Raw genomic sequence first — 25,576 nt, forward strand, 5'->3', positions numbered from 1 at the left:
ATACTATACTAAAAAATCCAAATTTGATAATTTTGCATTCACTCTTGACAGCAAATGAGCAAAAAAACTATCCTCAGGGACATACAAATGAAAGCCTTTTTAATCGTTGCTCTCACTCTTTATTTATCTTTTTTATCTCTACTTCTGTTTATAGATGATTCGCTTCCAACCAGCAGAATCAATTATATTTCCCTTTCCTTATTTTTTCTAGTTGTTGGCTACCTAATCCGAAATTCAAAAAAAGAAATTTTGGACTTTATTTTTTATATTTCCGGCGGATTTATTATAGTTTTTCTTTCTTATTCTGCAATCACAACCTTCCCATCTAACAATTGGATGAGTCGGGACTTTCTACGAGCGATTCATTATGTATGTTTATTTTCATATATTGTAATTTTTAGAAAGAATACGAGTAATCGATATATCTTTGTTAGTGCCTGGTTATTAATCATCCATTCTTTGATATTTCACTTAAATGATCATAAGGGTATTTATCTTTTTCCATTTATAATAATCGCTTTTATGCTTCAGAACCTAGAAGACAATCGTGCTACAAAAACTCGAGTCACCTTCCCTAAAGTTTTCTCTTCCCTAAATATTCTATTTTTTTCCTGTATTCTATTTTTGCTTTTTATCAAAACACAGAACAATTCGATTTATGAATACATTAGTTTTTCTTTTTTCTTTCTCATTCTAAGCAGTTTTCATCTTTTCCGTCATTTAGAAGAACATGAGAAGAATTTTATATTCAAAACGATATTGATTATTATGCTCTTTCAATTAGTAGTAATCAATTATGATAATGTTCATGCCATGATCACATCAGGAACATGGAGGATGTTGAGAAAGAACATTTTATCTTTTCCCACTTCTGCAATTGGATCCATATCTACATTGGGAATATCCATAGCTGCAGGAATTTTTCTTTATAAAAGAAAACTAGATGCTATGTCGATCGGATCAGTGCTAATTTTTATTTGCGCCCTATTCTTAATTTACTTTGCGCATTCTCGCACATCTTTAATTGCCTCGTTTTTTGCCGTATCATCAATTAGTTTATTTTTGTTTTCCAAAGGACAAAAGAAAATTTTCCATAACAATATTTTTCGAGCAACAGTATTGTTGATAGGAATAATTGCTTATTTTACTATTGCAGAGTGCTCATTAGATCTCGAAACTTTAAATATTCGATTTTCCTTGTGGGAACTGCATATAAAATCAGTGAGTTTCTTATCTCCGATTTTTGGCTTAGGTGCAGAACCGGAATGGAGACTTATATATCAGCTACCTCCGAATTTTTCAGATAAAGCATTCTCTGATATATATCATTTTATTCACCATTTCAAATCATTTCCTCAAGCCCATAGTGTATATATTCAAATAACTTCTTCCTTTGGAATTATCGGTATAGGCTTTCTTATATTTGTCTTGTATCATCTCATCAAAAATCTAATCAGAATATTTAGATCTTCTTCCATCAATATTTATGAATCTGTTTTCATAAGTACCACTATTGGCTATGGTTTGCATGAGCTCACAGATTTTCATATTTTTGACTATCCCATTATTTTCCCAATTCTTTCCATCATCGCATTCGCAATTCCTAGTAAACACTATCAGTGGAATTCAAAAATTAATTATATTAATGCATCCTTAATTTTTATTGCTTCTCTGTTTATAATGATTACATCAATACAGATTAGTCTTATAAAAATTCATAAAAAAGATATTTCTCCAAATTACAACCAAAGTAACCTCACATATTTCGAAAGGAATGAAAATGAAAGATCGGATCTTATCTGGACCTATCCAGGTTTAGATTTTGTCTTTAGATCTGTTCCTGAGAGTAATTTCCATAAACTTAAGTTCTTCTTTCATAGATCACAATACGAGAAATATAAAGATCTGCAAGACTTGGAGAAAGCAGTATCACATGCAAGAAAATGTATCATACTAAATTCGGCTCAGCCCCTGTGCTTAAGACTTCTCACTAGCTTGTATGAGTCTGAGGTAGATCAAGATTTGACGGAGTTTTTAAACCTAATTTCGAATATTCAGGATCCTTTTGACACACTAAAATCTCTAAATTTTGGAACAAAGTAGTGATGATCAATTCCTTAAAGCTTTTGCGTAATTCCATAAAGATTAATTATCATTTCTTTCTAATTTTCATATTCTTAGTATTCATTCTCGTCTACAGATCAGGATTAGATAAAGATGCATTATTCATTACTAGTGATGGTCAAATTAAATACTTCCAGACAGTTCAATTAATAAATACGAATATTCTAAATTCGGAATGCTTTTACAATGGTAAAAGTCTTGATCCTGAGTTTAATTTTTTTCCAATACGATACCCTTGGTCTCTAATTGGAGATTCCATTCCTAACCGCTGCGTTTTCGAATATCCACCGTTTTTTCCATATTTAGCGACAGCGATATATTATATCTTTGGATTCAATGCTTTGATTTATATACCGTTATTTTTTCTAATTTTATCTGGATTTGTATTTTTTAAAATATTGAACTTCTATGATAAAGAAGTTATTTTCAAAATCCTCCTATTCATTTCAGCTTTCTTCTCCCTTCCCTTGCTAACTGCGATGGATTTTTCTGAAAGTCCTATCTACCATTTTCTAGGTTTGTGTGGAATTTATTTTTTCGTTAAACCTTATGATTCGATTAAAAAGAATCTATTTCTATTGGGATTTTTATTTGGGCTTTCGATTTACTTTAGATTGGAATCTCTTATACCAATCTTTTTTTGCGGATTATATCTTGTTTTATTCTCCAAAGGATTTCAAAATAAATTTTCCTATGGTTTGTATTTAACTTTAGGATTTTGTATTCCATTTTCTATTTTCTGTATTTTTAATTATTTAGAATCCGGACATCCGCTAGGCTTTCGATTTATCTCATCTTTGTTGGACAATGAAGTATCAAGTCCTGATTTTTCGTTTCGTATGCAGCTTTGGAAAGCATATCTTTTCGGAGATATTATTATGGTGGGTCTCTTTTCCTTTCAACCTTTGAGTATGATTGCAATCATTACAAGTCTAGCATTTGCAGTAACTCAAAGATTGAATTTTAAAGAAGGATTGTTAATATTTTCTGGGATCTTATCTCTTATTTTTATTCCACTTAGCGTAAAATTCTATGGAGGTGTTGGCTATTTTGGATTACGCTACTTAGAAACTCCTATGTTTTTTTTATATATAGGAATTGGCTTATCCCTCCTTCGCAATTCTGAAAATTTTTCAAAAGTTCAAATTTATTCTGGAATTGCAGTAATACTGATTAGTTTTTATTTCAATTATAAAGCAACAAATGAAGGTCTCAAAGTATTAAAGAACGGAGCAAGAGATTATCAGATTTTACAAAACTTCTTCAAGTTGGAAAATCAAGCAATCATACATACAAGTCTTTATTCTTCAATTTTTATAGGAAAATCCTTTATTAAAGACAATCATTTTCATATTCATCAAGAGAAAGTCTTAAATGAGTTTTTGAATTCCCATTATAAAAATAAAAAAGTGATCCTGGTTTTGCCTCCGGACAATATGTATGTGTCCGCGGATATTCCGAAGAAGTTTCATGAGAACTATAAGACAGATATTAATATAAACAAAATAAATATAACTATTTTAGAACAGAAGTCAATCAACTCAATAACTTTGATTCATGGATTAGTGAAATGAGAAACTATATTGACCAAATATCCAGAACTAAATTAGTGAAAATGATTTCAAATCACTTACATTTACCTATAGTTTTGATTTTCTTAGCCATGGGAATTTACTATCGAATCATACATTTGGATTTACAATCATTATGGTACGATGAATTATTTTCTGTTTTGGCTTCGCAAAAATCGTCCTTGATAGAATTTTTTGAAATATACTCCAAAGAGACTAATCCACCTTTGCACGGCCTACTTCTATTCAATTGGTTTTTAATATTTGGTAACTCTCCAATCGTTGCCAGATCATTAAGTGTGGTCTTTGGAATTTCGTCTTTGATATTTCTTTTCTATAGTGCCTTAAAAACTGCGGATTTTGTTCAGAAAAAGACGTTTTTTATTTCGACAATTTTTTTATCGGTAAGTTTTGGTGCAGTGTATTACTCTCAAGAAGCTAGGCCTTATAGCTTGATGATATTTCTAACTCTACCGATCACAATATATTATTGCAATTTTTGGAAAAAAATACTTCTAAAGCAATCCATATCTATATATAGTTTTTCTTTATTTTTGTTTCTAAGTTTATTACTCTCATACACACATTATTTTGGATTTCTTTTTTCTTTACATATTTTTGCTTTATTAGGATTACTTAGCCTATGGTTCAGATCAAAACGTAATATTTTCATTATTTTTTTTGGAATCTTATTGCTTGTTTTTCTATTTCTACCTGAGATTTATAAAATAGTCAATTTATTGCCTCAATCTCAGAAAATATCATGGATTCCAAAACCGAATCCAACAATTTACTATGAATTTTTTAATTATGTTTTTTTTATAAATCGCCTAAGTAATCCATGGATCATATTTGTAATTTTAACAATTTTATTTTTATATAATATGAAAAGAGATGGAGTAAAAATCGAAAAGATAAATATCAATTTTTATATTCCAATTTCGATTCTACTTTTAACTTTATTATTTCTTCTTTCGACTTTTTTTTATTCTTTAAAAAATCCTATTATAACTGGAAGGAATTTGCTCGTTCTGGCATTTCCATTAATTTATGCAAGTAGCTTTATTATTGCTTATCCTGCAAGAGAGCTAGACTCAAAAACCGTTAGGAATTGAAAAAAGCGGAACCCGTCCATAATATAGTTTTGGACAACAAAATCATAAAGGGGTTCCACCAATGAAAAATAAAAACACAACCACATCGAATAGTCAATCGAATATTGATAGTTTTCGATCTTTTTTAAAATCAAACATAGAAACTGAAATCCGAAAAAAATCCTTAGAATTTATCCAAGAGATCATGGAAGAGGAAATCGAAGCCCTATGCGGAAAAAGATTTAGCCGTAAAGTAGAAGAAAGTCTAGCATATCGTGCAGGTTCAGAGAATGTTTTTGTTCCAATATTGGGTCAGAAACATAAAATCAAAAAACCAAGAGTCAGAAAATCTGGACAAGAAGTTTTACTAGAAAGCTATGCAAATTTAAAATCCGAAGCAGATCTTGGAGAAATTGTTTTCAAACTGATGGTATCTGGTCTAACGACACGGCGATTTAGAGAATGCTTGAAAGATGTATCTGAGCAACTTGGAGTTTCAAAATCAAAGATATCCAGAGAATTTGTAAATGCTTCTAGAGCACATTTTAACAAACTGAATACGAGAAAATTTCCAGGCAAAGAATTCTTTTCCATTTTCATTGATGGTATTCATGTAGCGGATGAAGTGATAGTAGTTGTATTAGGTGTAGATAAAGAAGGACACAAGCATTTTTTGTCGGTGGTACAAGGCTCAAGTGAACATTCTGAAATAGTATTATCTGCTTTAAGGAAACTACAAGATCGTGAAATTTCACTTACTGAACGGGTTTTGGTTGTCTCAGATGGTTCAAAAGGAATTGAGAAAGGCATTAAGCAATACTTTGGTGAAAACTATGATCACCAAAGGTGTATTTTACATAAAATGAGAAATATAAAAGCGTGCTTGCCCAAAGAATATCATGATGAATTTCAAATTGAATATAAAGCAATTTTCAATTTGAATGAATACTCGAAGGCTAAAGAATCTTTGAAAGCAATGGAACATTGGTTAGGGAATATCAGTGAAACAGCTAAGATGAGTCTGTTAGAAGGTCAAGACAATCTATTGACTTGTCATAGAATCCAATTACCAATCGAAATTCGAAAAACATTTCAATCAACGAATCCCATTGATTCAGCCTTTTCACATCCAAGATTTCAAATGAACCGAGTAAAAAGGTGGCGTAAAAATCGAGACATGACAACACGATGGACAGCAGCTCTCCTATATGCACAAGAGCTTCATTTCAGAAAAGTAAAAGGATACAAAGAAATAGAAAAATTTCTATCCAATTATTTAGCCAATAAAAAAGTAATTGAAGAAAACTTTACAGAGATGAATATATCTTTATCCGCCTAATTGATTTCTAACGGTTTTTGGGACAATCTCCCTGCAAGACCCAATTTTGCGATTGTAATTATTCTTGTCTCTTACCTCAGCTATAAACTGTTATTTGGTTTCACAACCGAATACTACCAACCTTTCAAACAGGATTTCAGAGCAGCTGCACAATATTTAATAGATAATAATAAAAATTCCAATCCAATCTATTCATTCAATAGTACGGAATATTACAATTACTACTTTGATCATCTTCCACATGAACAAGAATTGGTAGTCCTGAGCTATGAGTATTCTAAACCGAATCTATTGGAATATCAGGATAAAGATTTTTTCTTGATAGAGAGCCATATAGAACTCGATGAATTTCCCAAAGATCTAATTGGTAAATTAGACCAAAAATACAATATATTTATCCACAAAGAAAATGGATTGACAATCTACAAATTAAATAAGAAGAAATAGCTAACGATGTTATCGATTATACTACCAACCTATAATGAATCTGAGAATATAACAAAATACATTCCAATACTGCATTCCCTATTCAGTAAAGTGAACCTTAAGTTTGAAATCTTAATTGTAGATGATAATTCTCCAGATAAAACCTGGAAGATTGCTGAAGACTTGTCCAAACAATATAATTCTGTTAGATCCTTCAATCGAATCGGTGACAAAGGTTTAAGTTCGGCTGTTCTTTTTGGAATTCATCAAGCAAAGTATGAAACTATATGCGTACTCGATGCTGATATGCAACATGATGAATCAATTGTTCCTAAAATGCTTGAGGAAATGAAGAATCATGATTTAGTGATTGGTTCTAGAAAAGTGGTTGGCGGTGAATATGGCGAAATGCCCTTTTACCGTCAAGTTATGAGCAAGGTAGCTGATCGTATTGCAAATCTTATCATTCCTATTCCCGCAAAGGATAGCATGAGCGGTTTTTTCATGATAAGAAAGAAGTTGATTCTGGATAACTTAGAAAAATTGAATCCGAAAGGTTTCAAGATATTACTAGAAATTCTTTGTCGAATTCCCAATCTCAAAATAAAAGAAATTGGCTATAGTTTTCGCCAACGAGTTCATGGAAAAACGAAATTGTCTTCCATGGTGATTATTGAATATTTCACTTCTTTGCTCGAGATACGTTTCAATATTTCTATCACAGCTACATTTATCAAATATAGTTTTGTTGGTATTATGGGGGTTTTTGTAAATTTATTATTTCAATTTTTATCATCAATGATACTGGAAGACAATGCTATAGTAAATTATGAGAATCAGTTTTTTAAACCAAGTCTAGCTGTAATTGTAGGATTTGAAGTTAGCTTATTGAGCAATTTTTTTCTGAACCATTTTTGGACTTTCAATAAAACATTGAATAGCTTAGTGCCTTCACTATTAAAATTCCATCTTATTTCAATTCTTGGATTTCTGATTCAGATTTCAGTCTGGGCGTTTCTATTCTCTGCATGGCTCCATTATTTAGATTCTTATAATGGACTGGCAACCTACGTGTCAAATTTCATAGGAATCATTACAGCATTTGTAAGTAATTTCTATCTAAATAAAAATGTTACTTGGAAGTAAAAAGGGTAATCCCCATTGGTAAGGTTTGGCTGGATTTGCAAAACGATAAATCCCGTATGCAATCCTTGCCATTCAATGACGCATTGATTTTTGAATTAGGCATAGAAATCACAAGCATTCTCTTTTTATCGACTTTTAATTTATTCTGTTCAGCGATGAATTTCTCTAAGTTCTGCTCGGGAACATGAAGAAATATTTTATCATAGTATAAAGATTGAAGATTTAGTGGAAGATCCAATTCAGTAAAAACAAAAATATCTTCGATTCGATCCTTTAGTAAACTATTTATTGAATACAATTGATTATCAGCATCTCTGATATATTTTATAGCCCAGGAATATTGGGTAAACGAATAAATAGATGCAATTACAGCATACACCAATGCCAAACTCAATAATATGTTGGTTGAAATTATTCTAGTTAGATGACTGAATTTAAGTTCTCTATATTCGATTTTTAACTTATCAACAATTATCTGTAGAAAAAAACCAAATAGAAGAAATGCAAGTGGGTATGTTCCAAAAAGGTATCTTGGCGAAATATGATCTCCATGATTTGGTGCAAAACTCAATAATAAAATCGTGGAAAGAATAAAGGCGATGGAAATATATAGTTTTGCAGATTGAAATTTAAAATCTTTAATCCAATAGAAAATTGGAATAAAACATAAAATTAAGTAAGGTGATTGTTTAAAAAAACCTCGATTTGAACCAAACAATAGTTCGTAAATAATTTGAGATCTGGAATTATTCACGGTGATTTCATTTTGCATGGTTAAAGTATATCGAAAGCCAAGCGGATGACCGTGTATTGAGTTATTTAAAAATAGCATAGAAATAAAAACGAGGATAAAAGGCAATCCAAAGTATAAAACAATATTCAAAAATTCTTTTCTATCTCTAATTAATACAAGTAAACCTAAACATAACAATACGAATGTCAATTCTAGTCGAAAGTAAATAGACAAACCAAAAAATATTCCACCGAGTATTAATTTTTTCTTATTCTTGCGGAATGAATTCGAAAACAAAAAATACGTTCCGCCATTAAAAAACATCAAAGCAATCGAATATTCATGAACTGCATAAATATAAACTTGCATTGTAGTTCCAAACAGATAAAGAAAAACCGCAACACAAGCAATTGCATAATCAATCTTCCATAACCTTATAAATAAGAACAGAAATGCTGATGATACAATTAAGCTTAAGATTTCTACGATATATATTCCAAGATTACTCAAGAATAAATAAAAGACAGATACGAAAACTGGAAAATATGGAGGAAAATCTATATAAGCGATTTGATCAATGAAGCCCATATACGGCTCATGGAAAGGAATGTATGAATAGTTTGGATCTAGCGACTGTCCACGGTAGTTAAAGGCAAAACTCGAGAAATTAGAATCAATAAAATCCTTGATTTGTATCCACATCAAACCTGAGTCACTGTAGAAAATGTCAAAGTGTATCTTTTGTAAAAAATAAGAAGTTATTAATAGAAGCCAGATGCAAGGTAGAATAGCAAATTTCCAATTCATTTCTGCTTTTTCTTTTTATCATTATCTGTTTCAAAATTTTCTTTTTCAATAACAATTATTTGGGAATCGTTTTCGTTTTCTGACTCTTTCTTAGTGGAAGTAGAGCAAGCAAAAACAAAACAGCCTAACATAAATACTATGCAAATTGATTTTGATAGAAAAAATTTACTAATTTGGTCTTGTTGCATTGTTAATTGTGTGGTTAGGAAAACAGGAAGGAATCAGATCAACCTATCGATTGCAATTACTCACAATCGATAGGATTTTTACAACTTATTTGAAGTCTTTTTCCTTCATTTTGAAGTTCTCTTTTACAGTAGGTTGTTTAGCAGGCGCAGGCTCATTAGCTTGCGGTGTTTCTTTAACCTGAGGTTTGTCAGAAGAGCAGAAAGCAAATGATAGTGCGAGTACCAGAATAGTAATGTAAGTAATAATCTTTTTCATAAAAAGTATCTCCTATTGACAAAAAAAACCAATATTCTTGATTTGTCCATGATAAATAGTGGAAAAATGGGAATTTTCATTGTTATTGAAGGAATCGATGGCTCAGGCAAATCAACATTGGCGAAAAGACTTTGTGAATCATTAAAGAATGTTGGCAAAGCAACTTCTTTATATCGAGAGCCAACTGATTATCCCTCTGGAAAATATCTAAGAGAATTTCTCACAGGAAAAATAGAATTGAATCGAGATGAGCAATTAGAAGCCTTTATCAATGATAGAAAAGAATCAGTAAAACTGAATATTTTACCTTCATTAGCAAGAAATGAAATTGTAATATTGGATCGCTACTTCTATTCAACTGCCGCTTACCAAGGTAATGAACAATTATCACCAAAACATATATTAGCTATGAATGTTAAGGAAGGATTTCCAATTCCTGATTTCCTTTTTTATTTGGAGATAGATCCAACTATAGCATTGAATCGTATCCAATCGTCGCGGAGTTCGATGGATCGTTTCGAAACTCTTGATAAACTAAAAGCTATTGAAAAAAACTACAATGAAATTCTTCCAAATTTTGCTGTAAGATTAGATGCGGAATTAAAAACGGAAGATAATATAAAAAATATTCTATCTAAGCTCTACCTTTAAAACTGATAGCCATCATATCACCTTGGTTTGTGATTTTAACAAGATAATCGAATATTTTTTTTGCTATCCTATAAAGCATACTAGCATTCTTCCTAGTAGTAAACCCGCTTCCATATGTAACGGAACTATGATAAGAAAATCCAATTGATTCCATTGCCTTAATAAAATTTGTCCTGCCGAAATAGAATAGATGTTCTGGAACATTCAGAAATCGCCAATCCTGCTTCAAGAAGCGAGAAATGATTCCCCATCGACAGGTTGATATAACAACGATTCCATCTTCTTTAAGGTGAAGTTTGATTTTGCTTAGAATTTTGATTGGTTCTCTCATATGCTCAATAGATGCCCACATAGTTATAAGATCAAATTTCTGGCTTCCTAATGAGTCCCATTCCAAGAAATCCTCTTGGAAGATTTCTAATCCTAAATTTTCCCGACCATACCTAACCGGTTCGTCAGCGATTTCGATTCCGTAACTTTGAAAGCCTTGGTTTCTCATAAAATCTACAAAAAATCCAGCGGCACAGCCTATATCGAGAGATTTTGGTTTTTGAAGATTGCCACTAGATTGCATAATGAATTGATTCAGATCCACTTTCAAATCGGAAAGGTTTAGATTCCAGACTCGAAACAATTCCTTTCTTGTATCATCCGAATAGTAATTGTCATAGCCTCGATCCGTTCGTGTAGTAAAATACTCATTCGAATAATAAGCATTCAACGACTCTTGAGAAGGAATGGGATTTACTTGAACTGTTTTGCAATCACTACATTCATAAATAGAATGCAATTCTCCATCTTTACTCGATTTGGAGAAAAGCAATTTCAATTTTGAAGAATTACAAATTCCGCAAGACTTAAGCAAAATTAAGTTTTCTTGTAAACCATTTGAAAAAAGTCACTGCGCATATTCACATTTGTGAATTGACCACCATATTCGATCGTAGTAGTCATGCTTGACTTATCATTGATTCCACGAGTTGATACGCACATATGACTCGCTTCAACCACCACGATAACATCTTCAGTGTTCAAGACTGATTTCAATTCATTGAATATCTGAACTGTCATTCGTTCTTGCACTTGCGGTCTTTTAGCAAAATAATCAACAATTCGATTGATCTTGGAAAGTCCTATCACTCTACCGTTGGAAATATACCCAACATGAGCTTTTCCTAATATTGGAAGGAAGTGATGCTCACAAGATGAAGCAACACTGATATTACTTTCCACAAGCATCTTATTGTATTGGTATTTGTTTTCAAAAACAGAAATGCTAGGCTTATTCTCTGGATTGAGACCGGAAAAAATTTCCTGAACGAACATCTTTGCAACTCGATACGGAGTTCCCTTCAGACTATCATCAGTGAGATCCAAACCTAATTCATCCATAATCAGGGCAAAATGCTTTTGGATATTCGCAATCTTTTCATTATCCGTCTTATCAAAAGCATCCTTGCGAAGTGGAGTTTCAATGGAGGTTAAAATATGGTCATCACCGTTGGCTGTGAAAACTTCGTATTCAGGGTTCAGGATCATTAACTTTTCCTTCAATTTTCTACTGGATACCAGCATAGTTTTAGACAAAGTCTATTCTCCAATAAATTGGAGTTTTGAGAATTTTTTGACTATTTAAGATCTTTTTAACAATCGCAAGAAAAGCCCCAGTATGGCAAGCACTACTACAATAGTAGAAGATGTAGGGAAATATACGATTTCATTGTTGTAATCGATCCCAATCAAAGAAATGCTAAAACCTAACAAAGTGGACATAACACTGATGCAAACTCCAAATATCAGTAATCCCTTAACGCTTCGAACGAAGACAAGCCCAGTGTAGGCAGGAATGAGAAGATGAGCAGTTGCGTAGAATGATCCGAGAAGATGAACAGAAATACTGAGTAATAGAACTGCAATTCCATGAAATATCAAATCATAAAATATAGCCGAATATCCACGAACGCGGAATTCATCTCGATCAAATGATAGAAATAAAAACTTACGAAAGAAAATGATAAATAAAACAAATGATATGAATAATAGCAGAAAATGAAGGTCCGAACTCTTCACTTGATTGGTTAATATATCACCAAAAAAGGCTGCCATGATTTGGTTTTTTACATTTCCGCCTAGAGAAAGCAAAAATTGCGAAAACGACGCAAAGAATACAAAAAGTACGCCTAACAAAGTATCGCTATGCTTTCTATCTCGTTGGTTAATCGAGATCAAAGGGGCCAATATTACAAGTGAAACAAAAACAGCAAACCATTCTCCTTCGATACCCAAGAATAGAGAAACTGCAACACCGCTCGTAACCACTTGAGAAAGTGCAACACCAAAAAAAGCCATATTTCTTAGAACCAGAAATGCTCCAAATAATGAAAGTAAGGCTCCCAATACAATTCCAAGCATTAGTTGAGGAAAAAAGAATGAAAATGTCTCAAAAACTTCCCAACTCATAACTTTATCACATCTTTATCTTGGATTTTTAAAACTTGATCAAAATGATTCAGCCATTTTTGAGAAAGATTGTGCGTGATAATAAAAAAACCAACGCCGTCGCTTGCCTTTTCTTTTAAAACATCGAAAATATCTTTTTGAGATTTTTCATCAAGGGCATCCATGGGCTCATCAAGAAAAACCAATTTGGCTCCAGATAAAAGCGACCTTGCTATCAAATATTTTTGGAGCTGTCCGCCGCTGCACTCTCGCAAAAGTAAATCTTGAATTTCTAATATACCAATTTTTTCCATAAGTTCCAATTCATTAGAAGTTGGCGTCCAACGAAAAAATGGAGAGCGAGAAATGGATTGAGACATTGCGAGTGCATCTCGTATCGTGAGAGGAAATTCGAGTTTTAAACTTTTCGCCTGAGGCACAAGCGAATTCGACACTGCTTCTGCAAATTCATAACTGCCACTCAAAGGCTTCAATAGTCCTGTAATTGTTCGAACCAGGGAAGTCTTGCCCGAACCATTCGCTCCAACCAAGGCTACGATCTGTCCTTCCAGCATAGCAATATCAACATGGCGCAAAATTACTTGATCTGCTCTATAACCTACACTTAGATCTTTGGTTGTGAACAGCAATTATTTATTGCCTCGAGTGTTGGTCTTATCTAACGCTGTGCGTATTTTATCTAAAGAAATACGAATCGTATCTTCGTAAGTGATTGCTTCCGGGATAGCTTCTACTGAAGTCGGCATAACTATTACAACAGAATCAGGAACACGGCTAGATACATACTCAGCATACTGACGATTGTTTACGGGAGAGACAAGAATTACTTTAATATTATTCGCAATCATTGAGCGAATGATCTGTTCTAAATAGCGACTTGATGGAGGAACACCTGGTCTTTCTTCTAAAGTAAGATTCGCATTGAATCTAAAACGATTGGCAAGATAGAGAAACTCATCATGAAAAACAGCAACCCTCGAACCAAAATATGGCTCAAATTTTTTCATTTCGGTTTTTACTAAGTCTACAAGTTTTGCTTTGAAATCCGAATAATTTTTATTATAGTAATCTTTGTGTTCAGGATCAACTCTTGAAAAAGCTTCTGTCATTGTCCGTGCAATTTGTATCACGTTGACCGGATCTGACCAATAATGCGGATTCCCAAAAATATGCATATCACCCATAGATCGGTCAACTTGCATTGTTGGTTTTCCTAAGATTTTGATTCCGACACTTGCATCACAATATCCATTTTGGCCTTTCTGAATTGAGCTGTTTCTAGATTGTTCAAGTATGAGTGGAACCCATCCAACTTCCAAATCTAAACCAACCATACAAAAAACATCCGCTCGATTGAGTTTAACGAGAAAATCTGGTCTCGTCATAACAAAATGTGGATCATCAAAACCACGTATCAATGAAATAACATTAACTCGATTTCCGCCGACTTGAGATGCAATATATCTTAAATCTGTTGAGGTCGTAACAACATTAAGTAATTTCTCTGAAAAAATCGGTTGCGAGATAAGAATTGCTAAAACAATCGATAATTTGCTAATATTAAATGAGAATTTCTTTATAATAGAAAATTCTAATAGATTACGGATACTTATTTTATAACCAAGAAATTTCGTATTAATGAATTTTTGTTTTAATATACTTCGCATAAATTATCCTAATATTGATGTGCTGGATGTGAACCCAATAGAAATGTTGCCTGAACATAGTATCGATAATCTACAAACTCTTCATTGTCATTACGAGAAAAATCTGCTGTATAACGACGTTCTGTACTGATCCGAATAAATGAAAATTCTGAAGGACGATAAGTCACTTGAATCGTATTTGCCTCTACTGCGTTCCGTGCAAAATTGCCCTGGCTGTCTCTAAGATTTGGCACATTAAAAAAGTCATATCTATAACCAATTAACCATTGCTGCGCAAATTGATAATCCAAAAATATATAGTAACCCCATTGCGTATCCATCGGAACAGCTTCTTTAATTAGCAAATCAGGATTTGTTGTTTTTGGGAAACGATTTTCTCGATACCATAGCTCACTCATTAGAATAAAAGAGCGTAGGTTACTTCTGTTCCATCTCAACACTGCATCAAGTCCGTATTGCCTACGTTCTGCATTGGAAGCTGGATCTGGTTCAAATCGTACGGCAGTTCCACCGAATTGTGCTCCCCAGTTATCACCTATATAATAAAAATTCTTTAAATGTGCATAGAACATTGGATTATTCTTATTCAATCCACCGTTATGAGTATGTCCCCAATAACGACCATTTGTTGCACCTAAGACCAATTCTTGAGTAAATTTCTCGAAAAAAGGAATTAGAAAACTGACCTCGCCACCTGTATCTTCAACAGCTTCACGATCCATAAGTTTCTCATGAACAATTGGTGCCATAGTAAAAGGCCAATCGTGTCTATGAATCCTATTCAATCTTCCCCAATCCAAAAACATTTTACCAACTTTGAGATTAACATATTTGGATAAAAACGGAAAAATTATATTCGCTTCATGAACTTCGAACATGTATTTTCCATTTTCGTTATGTGCTGCAACCAACAAATTTCCCCTACCCCATTGATCAATAGCACCGAAAAATCCAAACTCAGCTTCTCGCAGATCCAAACTATTGGATGTCGTTTGTGGTTTATTGTTATCCCATGATCCTACCAAATCAACGGCTGCCGTCATATCCATCATTAGATTTTGATTGGATCTATCACCAGTTAAAGGATCAATTTGCGTAGGCGATGTAAATCCTCTGGATTGATCGAAAGCCTTTTCTCTCTCTTCTATTTCTCTCAGTTCTTTTTCTAATTCTTCTTCCCACTGCTTATTGGAATCACGATTCGTTCCTGTGTTGGCTTGCGCATAGATGAGATCTTCATTGGTTACATTCTTGGGGAAAATCTTACTTAAAGGAAGGGAAAACATAGGTTCATATTCTTCTTCCGAATGGAACCTTGACGAAAAATATTTTTTATCAGAAATGTCCTGTGATTTTTGATTGGTTGAAATTGGGTTATGATATTTATTTTTGTTTTCGTATTTATTTTGGATTTCTTGAAATCCAAGCGATTCTGAATTCAAAGAATGAGAATGTAGAGCAAATGCAATAATAAGAATCTCGATAAGAAGAACAGTTATTCTAGTAGATATGGACTCTATTTTTGCAAGAAGATATTCAATAATATGAGCTGTATAATGAGTTCGAAATTTCACAGTTATTTTCTTTTGTTTACAATGTTTTAGAAGTGGTTATTGTCTGTCGATTTTCTTCGAGATACAAGCTAAGAATTTTTCATACATATACAATAAGGAATCGCAGCCTTTGAAAAACAAAGCTGCGAAATCCCTACTATTGGCAAATAACATTTTGTATCTATTTGCCAATTACATATGAAATAAGTTATTTACTTATTTTATTACGCCTGCAGTTCCAAATTTATTGCTATAGATTTTTACTTTAGAAATTGTAGCATCGCTCGTAACAAATCCAACTCCTGAGTCTAATGCAAATTTAGCTAATTCAGTAGTGTTACCAAAATTGCCAAAAATTTCAGATTCGTAATCCCAAGTATAATTGGATCTATCATTGGTTGTAAGTTCCGAACATGGTTTAGGCCATGCGATCAAGTGAGCTTCAATTTCTGTTGCTTTTACTTCTCTATGGTTTTCTAGACAAAAAGTTTTGGAAGTTCCTGGAGCAGAAGCAAAACTCGTAGCACCTGTTCTAGTTAGTGGTGTTAATGTGCCAGCATTTGCATTGGTTCCATCCGTAGTCACAATTCCTCGAATTCCACCAACTTCTAAGCGATACCAAGCTTTCGTATTATTATTCAATAAATTACTTGCAGCGTTTGAAGTTAAATATATATAAGAACTTGCAGAGTTTAAGGTAAAAGTTATCTCAACGGGTGTCTCGCGTGCAAGATTGGCTATATTTTCCTTTTGTTCAGCTTCACCCCAACCTAAAGTAAAATTGTTCGAATACCTTCCAGAAAGTCCACCTACCGTAATTGATTGAAAACCAAAAACAGTTAGAGCAGAATCGTTGCATCCACCAATCGTAAATGTTTTACTTCCTGATTCTTCTGTCGTTGCACATGAAGCTCCAGAAGATAATGCAAGCAGAGCAAACAAACTTGAATCGTCATCCTCATCTTTGGTATCGCAAGTTACAACAGTCAGCATCAAAAATAATGCAGCTATGTATTTTATTAAACGTTTCATAAACACCTCTTTTCTATTTATGCAACATTGTTGCATTTGTGACCATGTTGCATAAGTGAATTTGGACGTCAAGAAAATCATTATGAAGAAACTAAATAAAAAAGGCACCCAAGATTTTAGTCCTGCGTGCCTTCACAAAAAGAATTTGGATTGAAAAATTAACGTTTAGAGAATTGTGTTCCTCGACGAGCTTTGTGTAATCCGTATTTTTTACGTTCCACCATACGATTGTCACGGGTAAGAAAACCTTCTTTCTTCAATGATGCTCGTAAGCTACCGTCAAATTCACAAAGTGCTCTACTTAGTGCATGAGCTATCGCTCCGATCTGTCCAGTGATTCCGCCACCACTTACATTGATATTGATATCGAATTTGCTTCTTCCATCAATTAAATCCAATGGCTTAAGTGCTTGAGAAACCTTTCCAGGTCCACCTACGATGTATTCGTTGATGTCTTTATGATTTACGATGATCTTGCCCGAACCCGATTTCAAACGAGCACGTGCTACAGAAGTCTTTCTTCTTCCAACAGTCCAGATTGCATTGTCTTTAGTCATGATAATTCCTTATATCTCCAGCTTCACAGGTTTCTGTGATTGAAGGTTATGTCTGTCGTCAGCAAATACACGACAATGTGTGAGCATTGCAGATCCAAGTCTGCTTTTTGGTAACATACCTTTTACACCTTCAAGAATGATTCTCTCAGGATCTTTATTAACAAGTTGATCAAAAGTCCTGGTCTTCATACCACCTGGATATCTTGAGTGATGGTAATATACTTTTTCTGTTCGTTTATTGCCTGTTACATTTACTTGCGATGCATTGATGATGATAATACCATCACCGCAATCTTGGTTGGGTGTAAATGTTGGTTTATGCTTACCGCGCAATCTGCTCGCAACTTCTGAGCACAATCGACCGAGAGTTTTACCTTTCGCATCGATTAGAAACCAGTTTTTCTGGGTTTCTTCCTTCTTAAGGGAAGGAGTTTTATGTTCTTTTGATAGTACTGACATCCAAATTTCCTTTCTTTGGACAGGATTTTCGTTTCATCCAGAGAGTCAATGGTAAAACGTGGAAATCCATGAAAGAAGACTCGATCATACAGAGCCTCTATCGATCGAAGCAGTCTCCGACCGACGATTGTTTTCTATGGAATAAAAACCGACTCGTAACAACCGATTCCATGAGTGAAGGAACTCATTTTCGTCATGATTGGTCAAGCCCAGAAGAAATCGCCTGGAAATTGGTCGAAATCAATGCCTCCGATATTGGGGCTTCAGGTGGTGTTCCAAAGATTTGTTTTCTCAACTTAGGCTTATCGCAATTATCTTCTAAAGAAAGTTGGATAAATCGTTTTGCCAAAAGCCTAAATGATCGTCTCGATCTCTACAAAATCCTTCTTGCCGGAGGAGATACTTTTTCCTCACCTCATACGGTTCTGAGTCTCACAATGATCGGAGAACTAAAAGAAGGCTATACATATTGGAATCGATCCGAAGCTAAGCCAGGCGATCGATTGTATATAACGGGCAGTCTTGGTCTTTCCAGTCTTGGTTATAAATTTCTGAGTCAAGGTTTTTCAAGGCCGAGAGAAAATGAAAAAGCAGGATTGCACTTAGAGCATAAGGAAAATGCAAGCGATTATTTGAAATTTCAATCAATTACAAAGCATATCACTCCGTTGTCTCGCCATATTCTCATTCCAGAATTGCAAAAATTCAAAATCACATCATGTATGGATATTACCGATGGTCTTGTACAAGATGCAACACGACTTGCAAAAACAAGTTCTGTTAGTTTAGAAATTGAAATCAATCATCTGCCAGAGTTTTCCGAATTCATTCAGTATATGGAAGTAGATGAATTAATCACCTCAGGCGAAGAGTTAGAATTGCTATTTACTTCAAGAGATGCAATCCCAAGTTCAATCCTCGGAATTCCTATAACCTGCATTGGTAGAGTTGGGATGCAGGAATACAGTAACATCTCAAATTCATCAGAATCCAAATCAAAAAATTTGAACTTAAATTCCGATCTAAAAAACGATTTGCCTGAAGACAAAAACTCAGATTCGCCTAATGTTCATTTTTATAGAGATGGTAAGTTGTATTTGCCTCAATCAAAAGGATTCATCCATTTCCAAGAAAATGAATGAATCCAGATTTTGAAAAAATTAATTTGTAAAATTCTCGAATTTATTTTGTCTCAGAATTCTATAAATCTTTGAAAATCAAATTAGGCAGGCCATTTTTGGTTGGTCCATGCTTGATCCCAAAACATCCATTCGTATCTTGCGCTTGTGTGAAAGTCACTTAGCGCTCGATTTTTGGTTTCTCCATCAGAACGATCGGCATATTTCTGCAATCTAGACAAAAGTTCGTTCATGTAATCATTGAATCCAGGATCCGAATACATTTTCAACCAATCTGCATAAGGATGTGTATCTGGTATCGTTCCCATTTTCTTGAGTAGATGCTGTCCCAATTCAATATACAACCAAGGACAAGGTGCAATTGCTGCAACGGCTTCCACTAAACTTCCACGCAGTGCAGTCGAAATCATATGATTCTGATAGGCTCGATTGCTTGGTGTTAATTCAATTTTTGCAATGTCTTCTGAGTTGTATCCTAACTTTGCACCATACCCTGCATGCAATTGACTTTCGACCACCAACGCCATGCGCGCGGCATCAACAAACCATAATTTGTCGACAGGATCTTCTGCTTTTGTGGAAATGATAGCACAAGCATCCGAGAAAGCTTCAAGATACCTCGCGTCTTGCATCTGATAGAATTTAAAAATTTCTGGTTTTAGACTTCCGTCTGCGAGAGCAATAACAAAGGGATGCTCAAATGATGCACCCCATGAATTGCCTGTAATATCCATACATCGCTTAGCGAATGCGGGAACTGTAAAATGATCTGCCATAGATCCTCCTTAATATGGAGGGTAAATAGCATTTCGGGTTATCAGCATTCCTACGCCTGTATGAACAGGATCAGGTTCTAAGGGTCCACCTAGTTCATCTAGATATCTCAGCCAAAATTTGGCACCCCTTGCATCTCACCACTCCAACCCAAGACTGATAATCAATGGTTAAGTGGACAGTCTTTTTTTTGGAAGAAACTACTTTCCGTAAGTTTCATCCCTAACAACGCCTTTGTAATCCCATCCCTTTGGAGTATGACAAGATAGACAATTTGCTAAAACTGGTGCTGCTTTGATTTTTTTTGCAAATGAAGGATTCGCAACATTCTTTGAGAGATCATCTTTATAAGAACTAATATCAATATCACCGTTAGGTCGAATAGAAGTTCCTGAACCAGCTTTTACGAGTTCGCTTTTGGATCCTGCTGAATTGCCAATCTCAACCTTTCCTTCGCAGATACAATTCATTGCCATTTTTTCTTTAGCAGAATACATGGTTGCAAATGCAGTTCCCCTAACACCAGCAGTTGAAGTTGGAGTTTTAGCTGTAAATTTGGTATCTCCCAAATTACTTAATTTGAACCAAGCAAAACCTGATTTGAGATCCACGCTTCCATCTTTTTTACCATCTGGAAAAGATGATATTTCTAACTCAGTATTGGGAGCAATTTTGAATTCTGATCCCTTGAACAAAACTGTCAATCGAGATCCGTTTCCGGCTTTAACCAAAGATCCTTCTGGAATTTTATCCCCAAGTTTCAAGGGATTCCACTTTGAAGTTTTGGATGGTTTAACAAAAGTTTTACCAATCACAAAGCTCACTGTTGCATCATTATTGGATTGACCGATTACATGTGCGACCGACAAGACCAAAACCAAAACAGCCAGTAACAAACCACTCATTTCTTTTCTTCTTACATTCTTCATCTTATCTTACTCCTCATTAAAATATAAAACTAGCTCTAATAAACAATCGTTCTTCCCTCTTAGAATAAGAAACGATTCCTAAATTCGTATTGCGTGTAAATTGGCTCTCATATTCATTCTGGGATCTAGTCTCTCCGATCGGATCAATATAGATTCGTTCTCGCTCTCCACGAGGATTGAAATTTGTCGTAATACTCCCACCTAGTCCGAAGCGAAAATTTTCCGCAATTCTATACTCTACTATTATTGATCTTTTGATAAATTCTTCTTTGGATGAGTAAATATTTTCTGGATTGAAATCATTCGGATTGTTCAAGCGATAGGAGACTTCATCTTTATCAGAAAAATTAGCATTGAGAATTCCATTTCTTCCAGTCCCCTTTTCTCCACGAAAAACGATCCAGAAGTCATTAAATCCAAAACCTAACCAAGAATATATGGCATGCCCAAATCGATCACGATTGTAAATCACTGGACTTGTAGAATTCAATCGATCTCTTACTGATCCTTCGTAATCCCGACGCCATATATATCCCGCACCAAAATGTAGATATTGATTGTGATCAACAGTCAATTCAAATCCAGCTGTTTCTCCCTTTCTCGATCTGAGATCTTTTTCTAAGAATGTATTCGGATTGTTGTCATCTACCATACAATTCGATCTGCGTTCCAAACATTCATTGCCGGCGAGTCCGACTAAATTCTTGGATCTTGCTATCGCATGCAGACCAAACTTCCAATCCTCAATTGTAGGCGAAACAGATATTCTCGCATAACCATCAACACCCGAAGATTCTACATTCTGAACACTGCGATAACCTTCACCATTTGCTAGTCCTAACTGAAGATTGAGAATCGAAATCTCTCCTATCCAAGAAAGACCTAAGTCTGCGGGAGCATTGAAAAATCCTAAGCTCTCAGTAGGAGATCTGTCCATATAACGCCAATCCCAACTTCCATTCCATTGAGTGAAGGTGCTTGGCATTTCCTGAATTCCGAAAATAATTTTCTGATTGAATCCGAACGCATTGTATTTCTTTTTAATATTTCCTCGCCTAATTCCTAATGTATATGGATCGGCTTTATTGCCTTGATTGGTCACCGTATCATTAGAGAAGGAACTTGATCGGATTACTTCTGTCCATAATTCAGCTTCAAGACCTAACTCCTCCCATTCCTTATTTATGGTCAAAAGAGTCCAAGGTAGTGAGAATCCCGTCTGATCGTTAGGAGAGGTATCTGAATATCCACTGGATGCATCTCTTGTTCTATAACCAAAAGATGGAGTTATAACACCACCAATCTTGAGCCCATAATAATCGTCAGGCTCTTCATCCTTTTGTGTTACAATCCGTTCGGAAAATATTGGCGAAGAAATGAATATGCTAATCAGGATAAGGGTCTGAAGATATACTAATATAGATCTTGATTTAGTGTTAGAATTAAATTTAACTAAAAGAAGTATTTGATTAATAGAAAAAATATCGCGAATTGCAAATATTTTTTTTCCATGTAACCGTGACAGTTTTATGACATTTCTCATTCAGATCTCTAAAAACCAAAAACTTTCGTTCATCTTGTACACAATAAACGAAACCTATAGTTTTTTCTGATTTGCTTCGATAAAGGTTACAATTACAAGGATTTTTTTATGAGGACAAAAATTATTTCTTTTTCATCAATACCATTTGGTTGCCAACTTCCATGGATTGGTCAAGAAAATAATGATCTGTGAGTTTTCGAATTAAATAAAGTCCAAGTCCTTCTTCTCTATAATCACTGAGATCATAAGACTTCATGGATGCTAGTTTCGATTTTACTCCATAATCTCGAATTCTGATCTCGACTTTTTCTTTGAAGAACTCCATATCGATAAATATAGGACGATCGTAGTTCTCAAGATAGGCATGCTTTATTATATTCTGAACCGCTTCACCAACGATAAGTCTGATATCTGCAGAATCATAAAGTGAGAAACCATTATCGCGCGCTGCGTTGAAGACAAAACTTCGAGAGAGAGAAAGGTATTTTGGATGGGATGGAATCTGCAGCCTAATTGTATTTGCATAATTAGGCTTCTTAGAATTCTTAAATTCTTTCATCCGCGTGGGTGATATTTTTTATGAATTTCCCTTAGAGTCTTATTCGCCATATGTGTATATATCTGAGTTGTTGATATATCAATATGTCCTAATAATTCTTGAACCGCCTTTAGGTCGGCATGGTTCTCAATTAAATGAGTTGCAAAAGAATGTCTCAAAGTATGTGGTGTGACTTTTTTCTTTATTCCAGTTCTCTCAATATAATGATTTAACAGTCTCCATACGGACTTTCGGTTTATAAAAGAACCTTTCTTGGAAACAAATATGTAATCACAAAGTCTTTTTTTGAGTATTTCTGGTCTGGACTCCGCGAGGTATTTCTTCATGATCTCAAGTGATTTCTCACCAAATGGAACGAGTCTCTGTCTTCCACCTTTTCCCTCAACAGTTAGAGTCATACCCAATAAATCAATATCAGCAATTTTCAAGTTACAGGCTTCTGAAATTCGTAGTCCAGAAGAATACAATAATTCAAAAATGCATTTATCTCTAAGCTCATAGATATTATCTTCACGAATAGATTTGAATAATTCCTCAATCTCTTCTTGAGTCAAATAGTCAGGAATGCTACGATTGACTTCTGGAGTTTCAATTTTCTCAGTCGGATTAAAATCGAGCTTATTTTCTTCTTTTAGAAATTTATAAAATTGTCTTATAGCAACTACTTCACGTGCTAAAGTTTTGGAAGAAATTTTTCTTTTCTTTTCTTCGGCAAGAAATCGCATAATATCATTTGCTTTAACTTCTAGAAAATCGATATGTTCTTTCTCAAGAAAAACCGCAAACTTATTTAGGTCATATCCATAGGAATGGACAGAGTTATCGGATAAACCTTTTTCAACGGTTAGGTATTCTGTAAAGTTTTGAAGTAATCTACTTTGGGCGTTTGACAATTTGGATTCCATTTCTACTCTCTTAGGATATTAAAAGATTCGGACAAATGAGACAAAAGACCTGTAACTTTTTTTGGTTGGATGAAAATTGCTTATAAAAAAATCTATAAACAAATGATAAGAAGTTATGTTTTTTTTCTGTTGATTATTGTCCTTTTGCCGAGCGCATGTAACCCTGCAAAAGGACTTGCGGAAAGAGCTTTCGATGATGAGAAAAATGGGAATATTCAACAGGCACTTTATGGTTATGAATTGGCCTTAAAGGAGAAGCCTGATTATTTTCTTGCACATAAAAGAATGGGAATCATACTTTCGCGGATTCCAGAGAGTTGGGGTGTCGCAATATGGCATCTTGAAAAAGCATTGAGTTTGCAGCCCAAGGATGAGGAAATCAGAGTTGAATTGTTCTATCTTTTTTTGTCCACAGATAGACAAGATGAGATCAATAAAATATTAACTTTTTGGAATACAAATGGGCAAGAAGAAACATCTAAAGAATTTGAATCTTTGTTTTTCTGTGAGACCAAAAACTTTAAATTAAAACAATATTCAGAAATAGTCAACGCTTCGAGTAAGATTCGAGAATTTTGGAAAGCTCGATGTAATGAACGTGCGTCTAATAATTAAAAAGGAAAACAAATGGCAGAAAAAATAGTAATCATTGGTTCGGGTCCCGCAGGTCACACTGCAGCAATTTATGCAGCAAGAGCTAATCTTAATCCAGTAATGTTTGAAGGTTTTATGGCTGGAGGAATCGCAGCCGGTGGACAGTTGACCACAACAACAGAAGTTGAGAATTTTCCAGGATTTCCAGATGGAATTGATGGAACTAAGCTAACAGATCTTTTTCGAGAGCAATCCAAAAAATACGGAACTACAATTCATACGCAAACAGTTACAAAAGTAGACTTCTCCAAAAGACCTTTCAAAATTTATTGTGATGATGAGGTTACTGAAGCAGAAGCTGTAATTATTGCAACAGGTGCCACTGCTAAGAGAATGAACATCCAAGGGGAACATGATTATTGGCAAAGAGGAATTTCTGCTTGTGCGGTCTGTGATGGAGCTTTGCCTATTTTTCGTAACAAGGATTTGGCGGTAATTGGTGGAGGTGACTCAGCAGTCGAAGAGGCTTCTCATTTAACCAAATTTGGTTCAAAGGTGTATCTTATACATAGAAGAGATAAATTGAGAGCATCACAAATTATGCAAGATCGTGCATTGAACAACCCAAAAATTGAAATGGTTTGGAATACCGTTGTATCGGAAGCTAAGGGTGGAGCTGGTGGATTGCAAAGTCTTGTCCTTGAAAATACAGTCGATGGATCCAAGAAAGAATTAGCTGTTGGCGGACTTTTTTATGCGATTGGTCACAAACCCAATACAGATATATTTACAGAATTTCTTGAATTAGATGAGACAGGATATATAATCACAAAACCTGGAACAACCTATACAAGTGTGGAAGGTGTTTTTGCCGCCGGTGATGTTCAAGACAAAACATATCGTCAAGCAATCACAGCAGCTGGTAGCGGATGTATGGCTGCCCTCGAAGCAGAAAGATGGCTTGAATCTCAGCATTGATTCCATCACTCTTAATTATTAGAGTGATGTGCAACTTATTATGCCGCTGCATTTAACAAAAATAAGGCGGCATTCCTTCCTTGAAAAATTAC

The 25,576-nt window shown here is 34.4% G+C and carries 26 protein-coding genes and 1 riboswitch; of the genes, 10 read left to right on the forward strand and 16 right to left on the reverse strand.

The window, feature by feature from the left end:
* Nucleotides 1-87: 87 nt before the first annotated feature.
* From O4O04_RS13645 to O4O04_RS13670, 6 genes are all read left to right on the forward strand, one after another.
* Nucleotides 88-2,103, forward strand: a complete 2,016-nt coding sequence (locus O4O04_RS13645; protein ID WP_272532313.1) for an O-antigen ligase family protein — start codon at nucleotides 88-90, stop codon at nucleotides 2,101-2,103.
* A gap of 2 nt (nucleotides 2,104-2,105) precedes the next feature.
* On the forward strand, nucleotides 2,106-3,698 hold the full coding sequence (locus O4O04_RS13650) for an LA_3751/LA_3752 family putative glycosyltransferase (protein ID WP_272532314.1): 1,593 nt from the start codon (nucleotides 2,106-2,108) through the stop codon (nucleotides 3,696-3,698).
* Nucleotides 3,695-4,810 carry a hypothetical protein gene (locus tag O4O04_RS13655; protein ID WP_272532315.1) on the forward strand — a complete coding sequence of 372 codons (1,116 nt, stop codon included), beginning with the start codon at nucleotides 3,695-3,697 and terminating at the stop codon, nucleotides 4,808-4,810. Before O4O04_RS13650 ends, O4O04_RS13655 begins: the two co-directional genes overlap by 4 nt.
* Before the next feature lie 61 nt (nucleotides 4,811-4,871).
* Entirely contained in the window at nucleotides 4,872-6,128 is a 1,257-nt protein-coding gene (locus O4O04_RS13660; protein ID WP_272532316.1) for an IS256 family transposase, read from the forward strand.
* On the forward strand, nucleotides 6,129-6,575 hold the full coding sequence (locus O4O04_RS13665; RefSeq protein WP_272532317.1) for a hypothetical protein: 447 nt from the start codon (nucleotides 6,129-6,131) through the stop codon (nucleotides 6,573-6,575).
* Nucleotides 6,576-6,581: 6 nt separating this feature from the next.
* Nucleotides 6,582-7,700: a glycosyltransferase gene (locus O4O04_RS13670; protein ID WP_272532318.1), complete on the forward strand. Its 1,119-nt coding sequence runs from the start codon at nucleotides 6,582-6,584 to the stop codon at nucleotides 7,698-7,700.
* Here the strand turns inward: O4O04_RS13670 and O4O04_RS13675 are convergent.
* Nucleotides 7,687-9,240: an LA_3751/LA_3752 family putative glycosyltransferase gene (locus O4O04_RS13675; RefSeq protein WP_272532319.1), complete on the reverse strand. Its 1,554-nt coding sequence runs from the start codon at nucleotides 9,238-9,240 to the stop codon at nucleotides 7,687-7,689. The two genes, O4O04_RS13670 and O4O04_RS13675, sit on opposite strands and share 14 nt — an antisense overlap.
* A 273-nt stretch (nucleotides 9,241-9,513) precedes the next feature.
* The gene (locus tag O4O04_RS13680; protein WP_272532320.1) at nucleotides 9,514-9,684 is read right to left on the reverse strand and encodes a hypothetical protein; all 171 of its coding nucleotides are present in this window, start codon (nucleotides 9,682-9,684) and stop codon (nucleotides 9,514-9,516) included.
* Nucleotides 9,685-9,750: 66 nt separating this feature from the next.
* Here O4O04_RS13680 and tmk point away from each other — a divergent pair, with 66 nt between their 5' ends.
* Complete coding sequence (tmk, locus tag O4O04_RS13685; protein WP_272532321.1) at nucleotides 9,751-10,335, forward strand: dTMP kinase; 585 nt, start codon at nucleotides 9,751-9,753, stop codon at nucleotides 10,333-10,335.
* On the opposite strand, the gene O4O04_RS13690 is transcribed toward tmk, so the two are convergent.
* From O4O04_RS13690 to rplM, 9 genes are all read right to left on the reverse strand, one after another.
* A complete protein-coding gene (locus O4O04_RS13690) occupies nucleotides 10,319-11,164 on the reverse strand; it encodes a class I SAM-dependent methyltransferase (RefSeq protein ID WP_272532322.1) in 846 nt (281 codons plus the stop codon). The two genes, tmk and O4O04_RS13690, sit on opposite strands and share 17 nt — an antisense overlap.
* A gap of 38 nt (nucleotides 11,165-11,202) precedes the next feature.
* Nucleotides 11,203-11,922, reverse strand: a complete 720-nt coding sequence (folE, locus tag O4O04_RS13695; protein WP_272532323.1) for a GTP cyclohydrolase I FolE — start codon at nucleotides 11,920-11,922, stop codon at nucleotides 11,203-11,205.
* Nucleotides 11,923-11,967: 45 nt separating this feature from the next.
* Nucleotides 11,968-12,795, reverse strand: coding sequence for a metal ABC transporter permease (locus tag O4O04_RS13700; protein ID WP_272532325.1), 828 nt, complete (start codon nucleotides 12,793-12,795; stop codon nucleotides 11,968-11,970).
* Entirely contained in the window at nucleotides 12,792-13,424 is a 633-nt protein-coding gene (locus O4O04_RS13705) for a metal ABC transporter ATP-binding protein (protein ID WP_272532326.1), read from the reverse strand. Before O4O04_RS13705 ends, O4O04_RS13700 begins: the two co-directional genes overlap by 4 nt.
* Nucleotides 13,425-14,462, reverse strand: a complete 1,038-nt coding sequence (locus tag O4O04_RS13710) for a metal ABC transporter substrate-binding protein (RefSeq protein ID WP_272532327.1) — start codon at nucleotides 14,460-14,462, stop codon at nucleotides 13,425-13,427.
* An 8-nt stretch (nucleotides 14,463-14,470) separates the two neighbouring features.
* Nucleotides 14,471-16,036 carry a TonB-dependent receptor gene (locus tag O4O04_RS13715; protein WP_272532328.1) on the reverse strand — a complete coding sequence of 522 codons (1,566 nt, stop codon included), beginning with the start codon at nucleotides 16,034-16,036 and terminating at the stop codon, nucleotides 14,471-14,473.
* A gap of 195 nt (nucleotides 16,037-16,231) precedes the next feature.
* Nucleotides 16,232-17,047, reverse strand: coding sequence for a hypothetical protein (locus tag O4O04_RS13720; protein ID WP_272532329.1), 816 nt, complete (start codon nucleotides 17,045-17,047; stop codon nucleotides 16,232-16,234).
* Nucleotides 17,048-17,205: 158 nt separating this feature from the next.
* Nucleotides 17,206-17,604, reverse strand: a complete 399-nt coding sequence (gene rpsI, locus O4O04_RS13725; RefSeq protein ID WP_272532331.1) for a 30S ribosomal protein S9 — start codon at nucleotides 17,602-17,604, stop codon at nucleotides 17,206-17,208.
* Between the two features lie 9 nt (nucleotides 17,605-17,613).
* Nucleotides 17,614-18,063, reverse strand: a complete 450-nt coding sequence (rplM, locus tag O4O04_RS13730) for a 50S ribosomal protein L13 (RefSeq protein WP_272532332.1) — start codon at nucleotides 18,061-18,063, stop codon at nucleotides 17,614-17,616.
* Between rplM and thiL the strand changes: the two genes are divergently transcribed.
* A complete protein-coding gene (gene thiL, locus O4O04_RS13735) occupies nucleotides 18,048-19,205 on the forward strand; it encodes a thiamine-phosphate kinase (protein ID WP_272532333.1) in 1,158 nt (385 codons plus the stop codon). The genes rplM and thiL overlap by 16 nt on opposite strands.
* An 80-nt stretch (nucleotides 19,206-19,285) precedes the next feature.
* Here thiL and tenA read toward each other — a convergent pair whose 3' ends face one another.
* The 5 genes from tenA to xerD all read right to left on the reverse strand — a co-directional run bounded on the left by tenA (nucleotide 19,286) and on the right by xerD (nucleotide 23,912).
* A complete protein-coding gene (gene tenA, locus O4O04_RS13740) occupies nucleotides 19,286-19,978 on the reverse strand; it encodes a thiaminase II (protein WP_272532334.1) in 693 nt (230 codons plus the stop codon).
* A gap of 30 nt (nucleotides 19,979-20,008) precedes the next feature.
* A riboswitch (TPP riboswitch) is annotated at nucleotides 20,009-20,117 on the reverse strand.
* Nucleotides 20,118-20,176: 59 nt separating this feature from the next.
* Nucleotides 20,177-20,905, reverse strand: coding sequence for a FecR family protein (locus tag O4O04_RS13745; RefSeq protein ID WP_272532335.1), 729 nt, complete (start codon nucleotides 20,903-20,905; stop codon nucleotides 20,177-20,179).
* Nucleotides 20,906-20,921: 16 nt separating this feature from the next.
* Nucleotides 20,922-22,448 (reverse strand): hypothetical protein, encoded by a 1,527-nt coding sequence (locus tag O4O04_RS13750; RefSeq protein ID WP_272532336.1) that lies wholly within the window; start codon nucleotides 22,446-22,448, stop codon nucleotides 20,922-20,924.
* Nucleotides 22,449-22,569: 121 nt separating this feature from the next.
* On the reverse strand, nucleotides 22,570-23,007 hold the full coding sequence (locus tag O4O04_RS13755) for an ATP-binding protein (protein WP_272532337.1): 438 nt from the start codon (nucleotides 23,005-23,007) through the stop codon (nucleotides 22,570-22,572).
* Complete coding sequence (xerD, locus tag O4O04_RS13760; protein WP_442915896.1) at nucleotides 23,004-23,912, reverse strand: site-specific tyrosine recombinase XerD; 909 nt, start codon at nucleotides 23,910-23,912, stop codon at nucleotides 23,004-23,006. The genes O4O04_RS13755 and xerD overlap by 4 nt, the downstream gene beginning before the upstream one ends.
* 69 nt (nucleotides 23,913-23,981) lie before the next feature.
* Here xerD and O4O04_RS13765 point away from each other — a divergent pair, with 69 nt between their 5' ends.
* Nucleotides 23,982-24,527, forward strand: coding sequence for a hypothetical protein (locus tag O4O04_RS13765; RefSeq protein ID WP_272532339.1), 546 nt, complete (start codon nucleotides 23,982-23,984; stop codon nucleotides 24,525-24,527).
* 12 nt (nucleotides 24,528-24,539) lie between these two features.
* Nucleotides 24,540-25,484, forward strand: a complete 945-nt coding sequence (gene trxB / locus O4O04_RS13770) for a thioredoxin-disulfide reductase (RefSeq protein WP_272532340.1) — start codon at nucleotides 24,540-24,542, stop codon at nucleotides 25,482-25,484.
* Nucleotides 25,485-25,576 lie beyond the last annotated feature (92 nt).

The sequence above is a fragment of the Leptospira sp. GIMC2001 genome (assembly GCF_028462125.1).
Classification (GTDB): domain Bacteria; phylum Spirochaetota; class Leptospiria; order Leptospirales; family Leptospiraceae.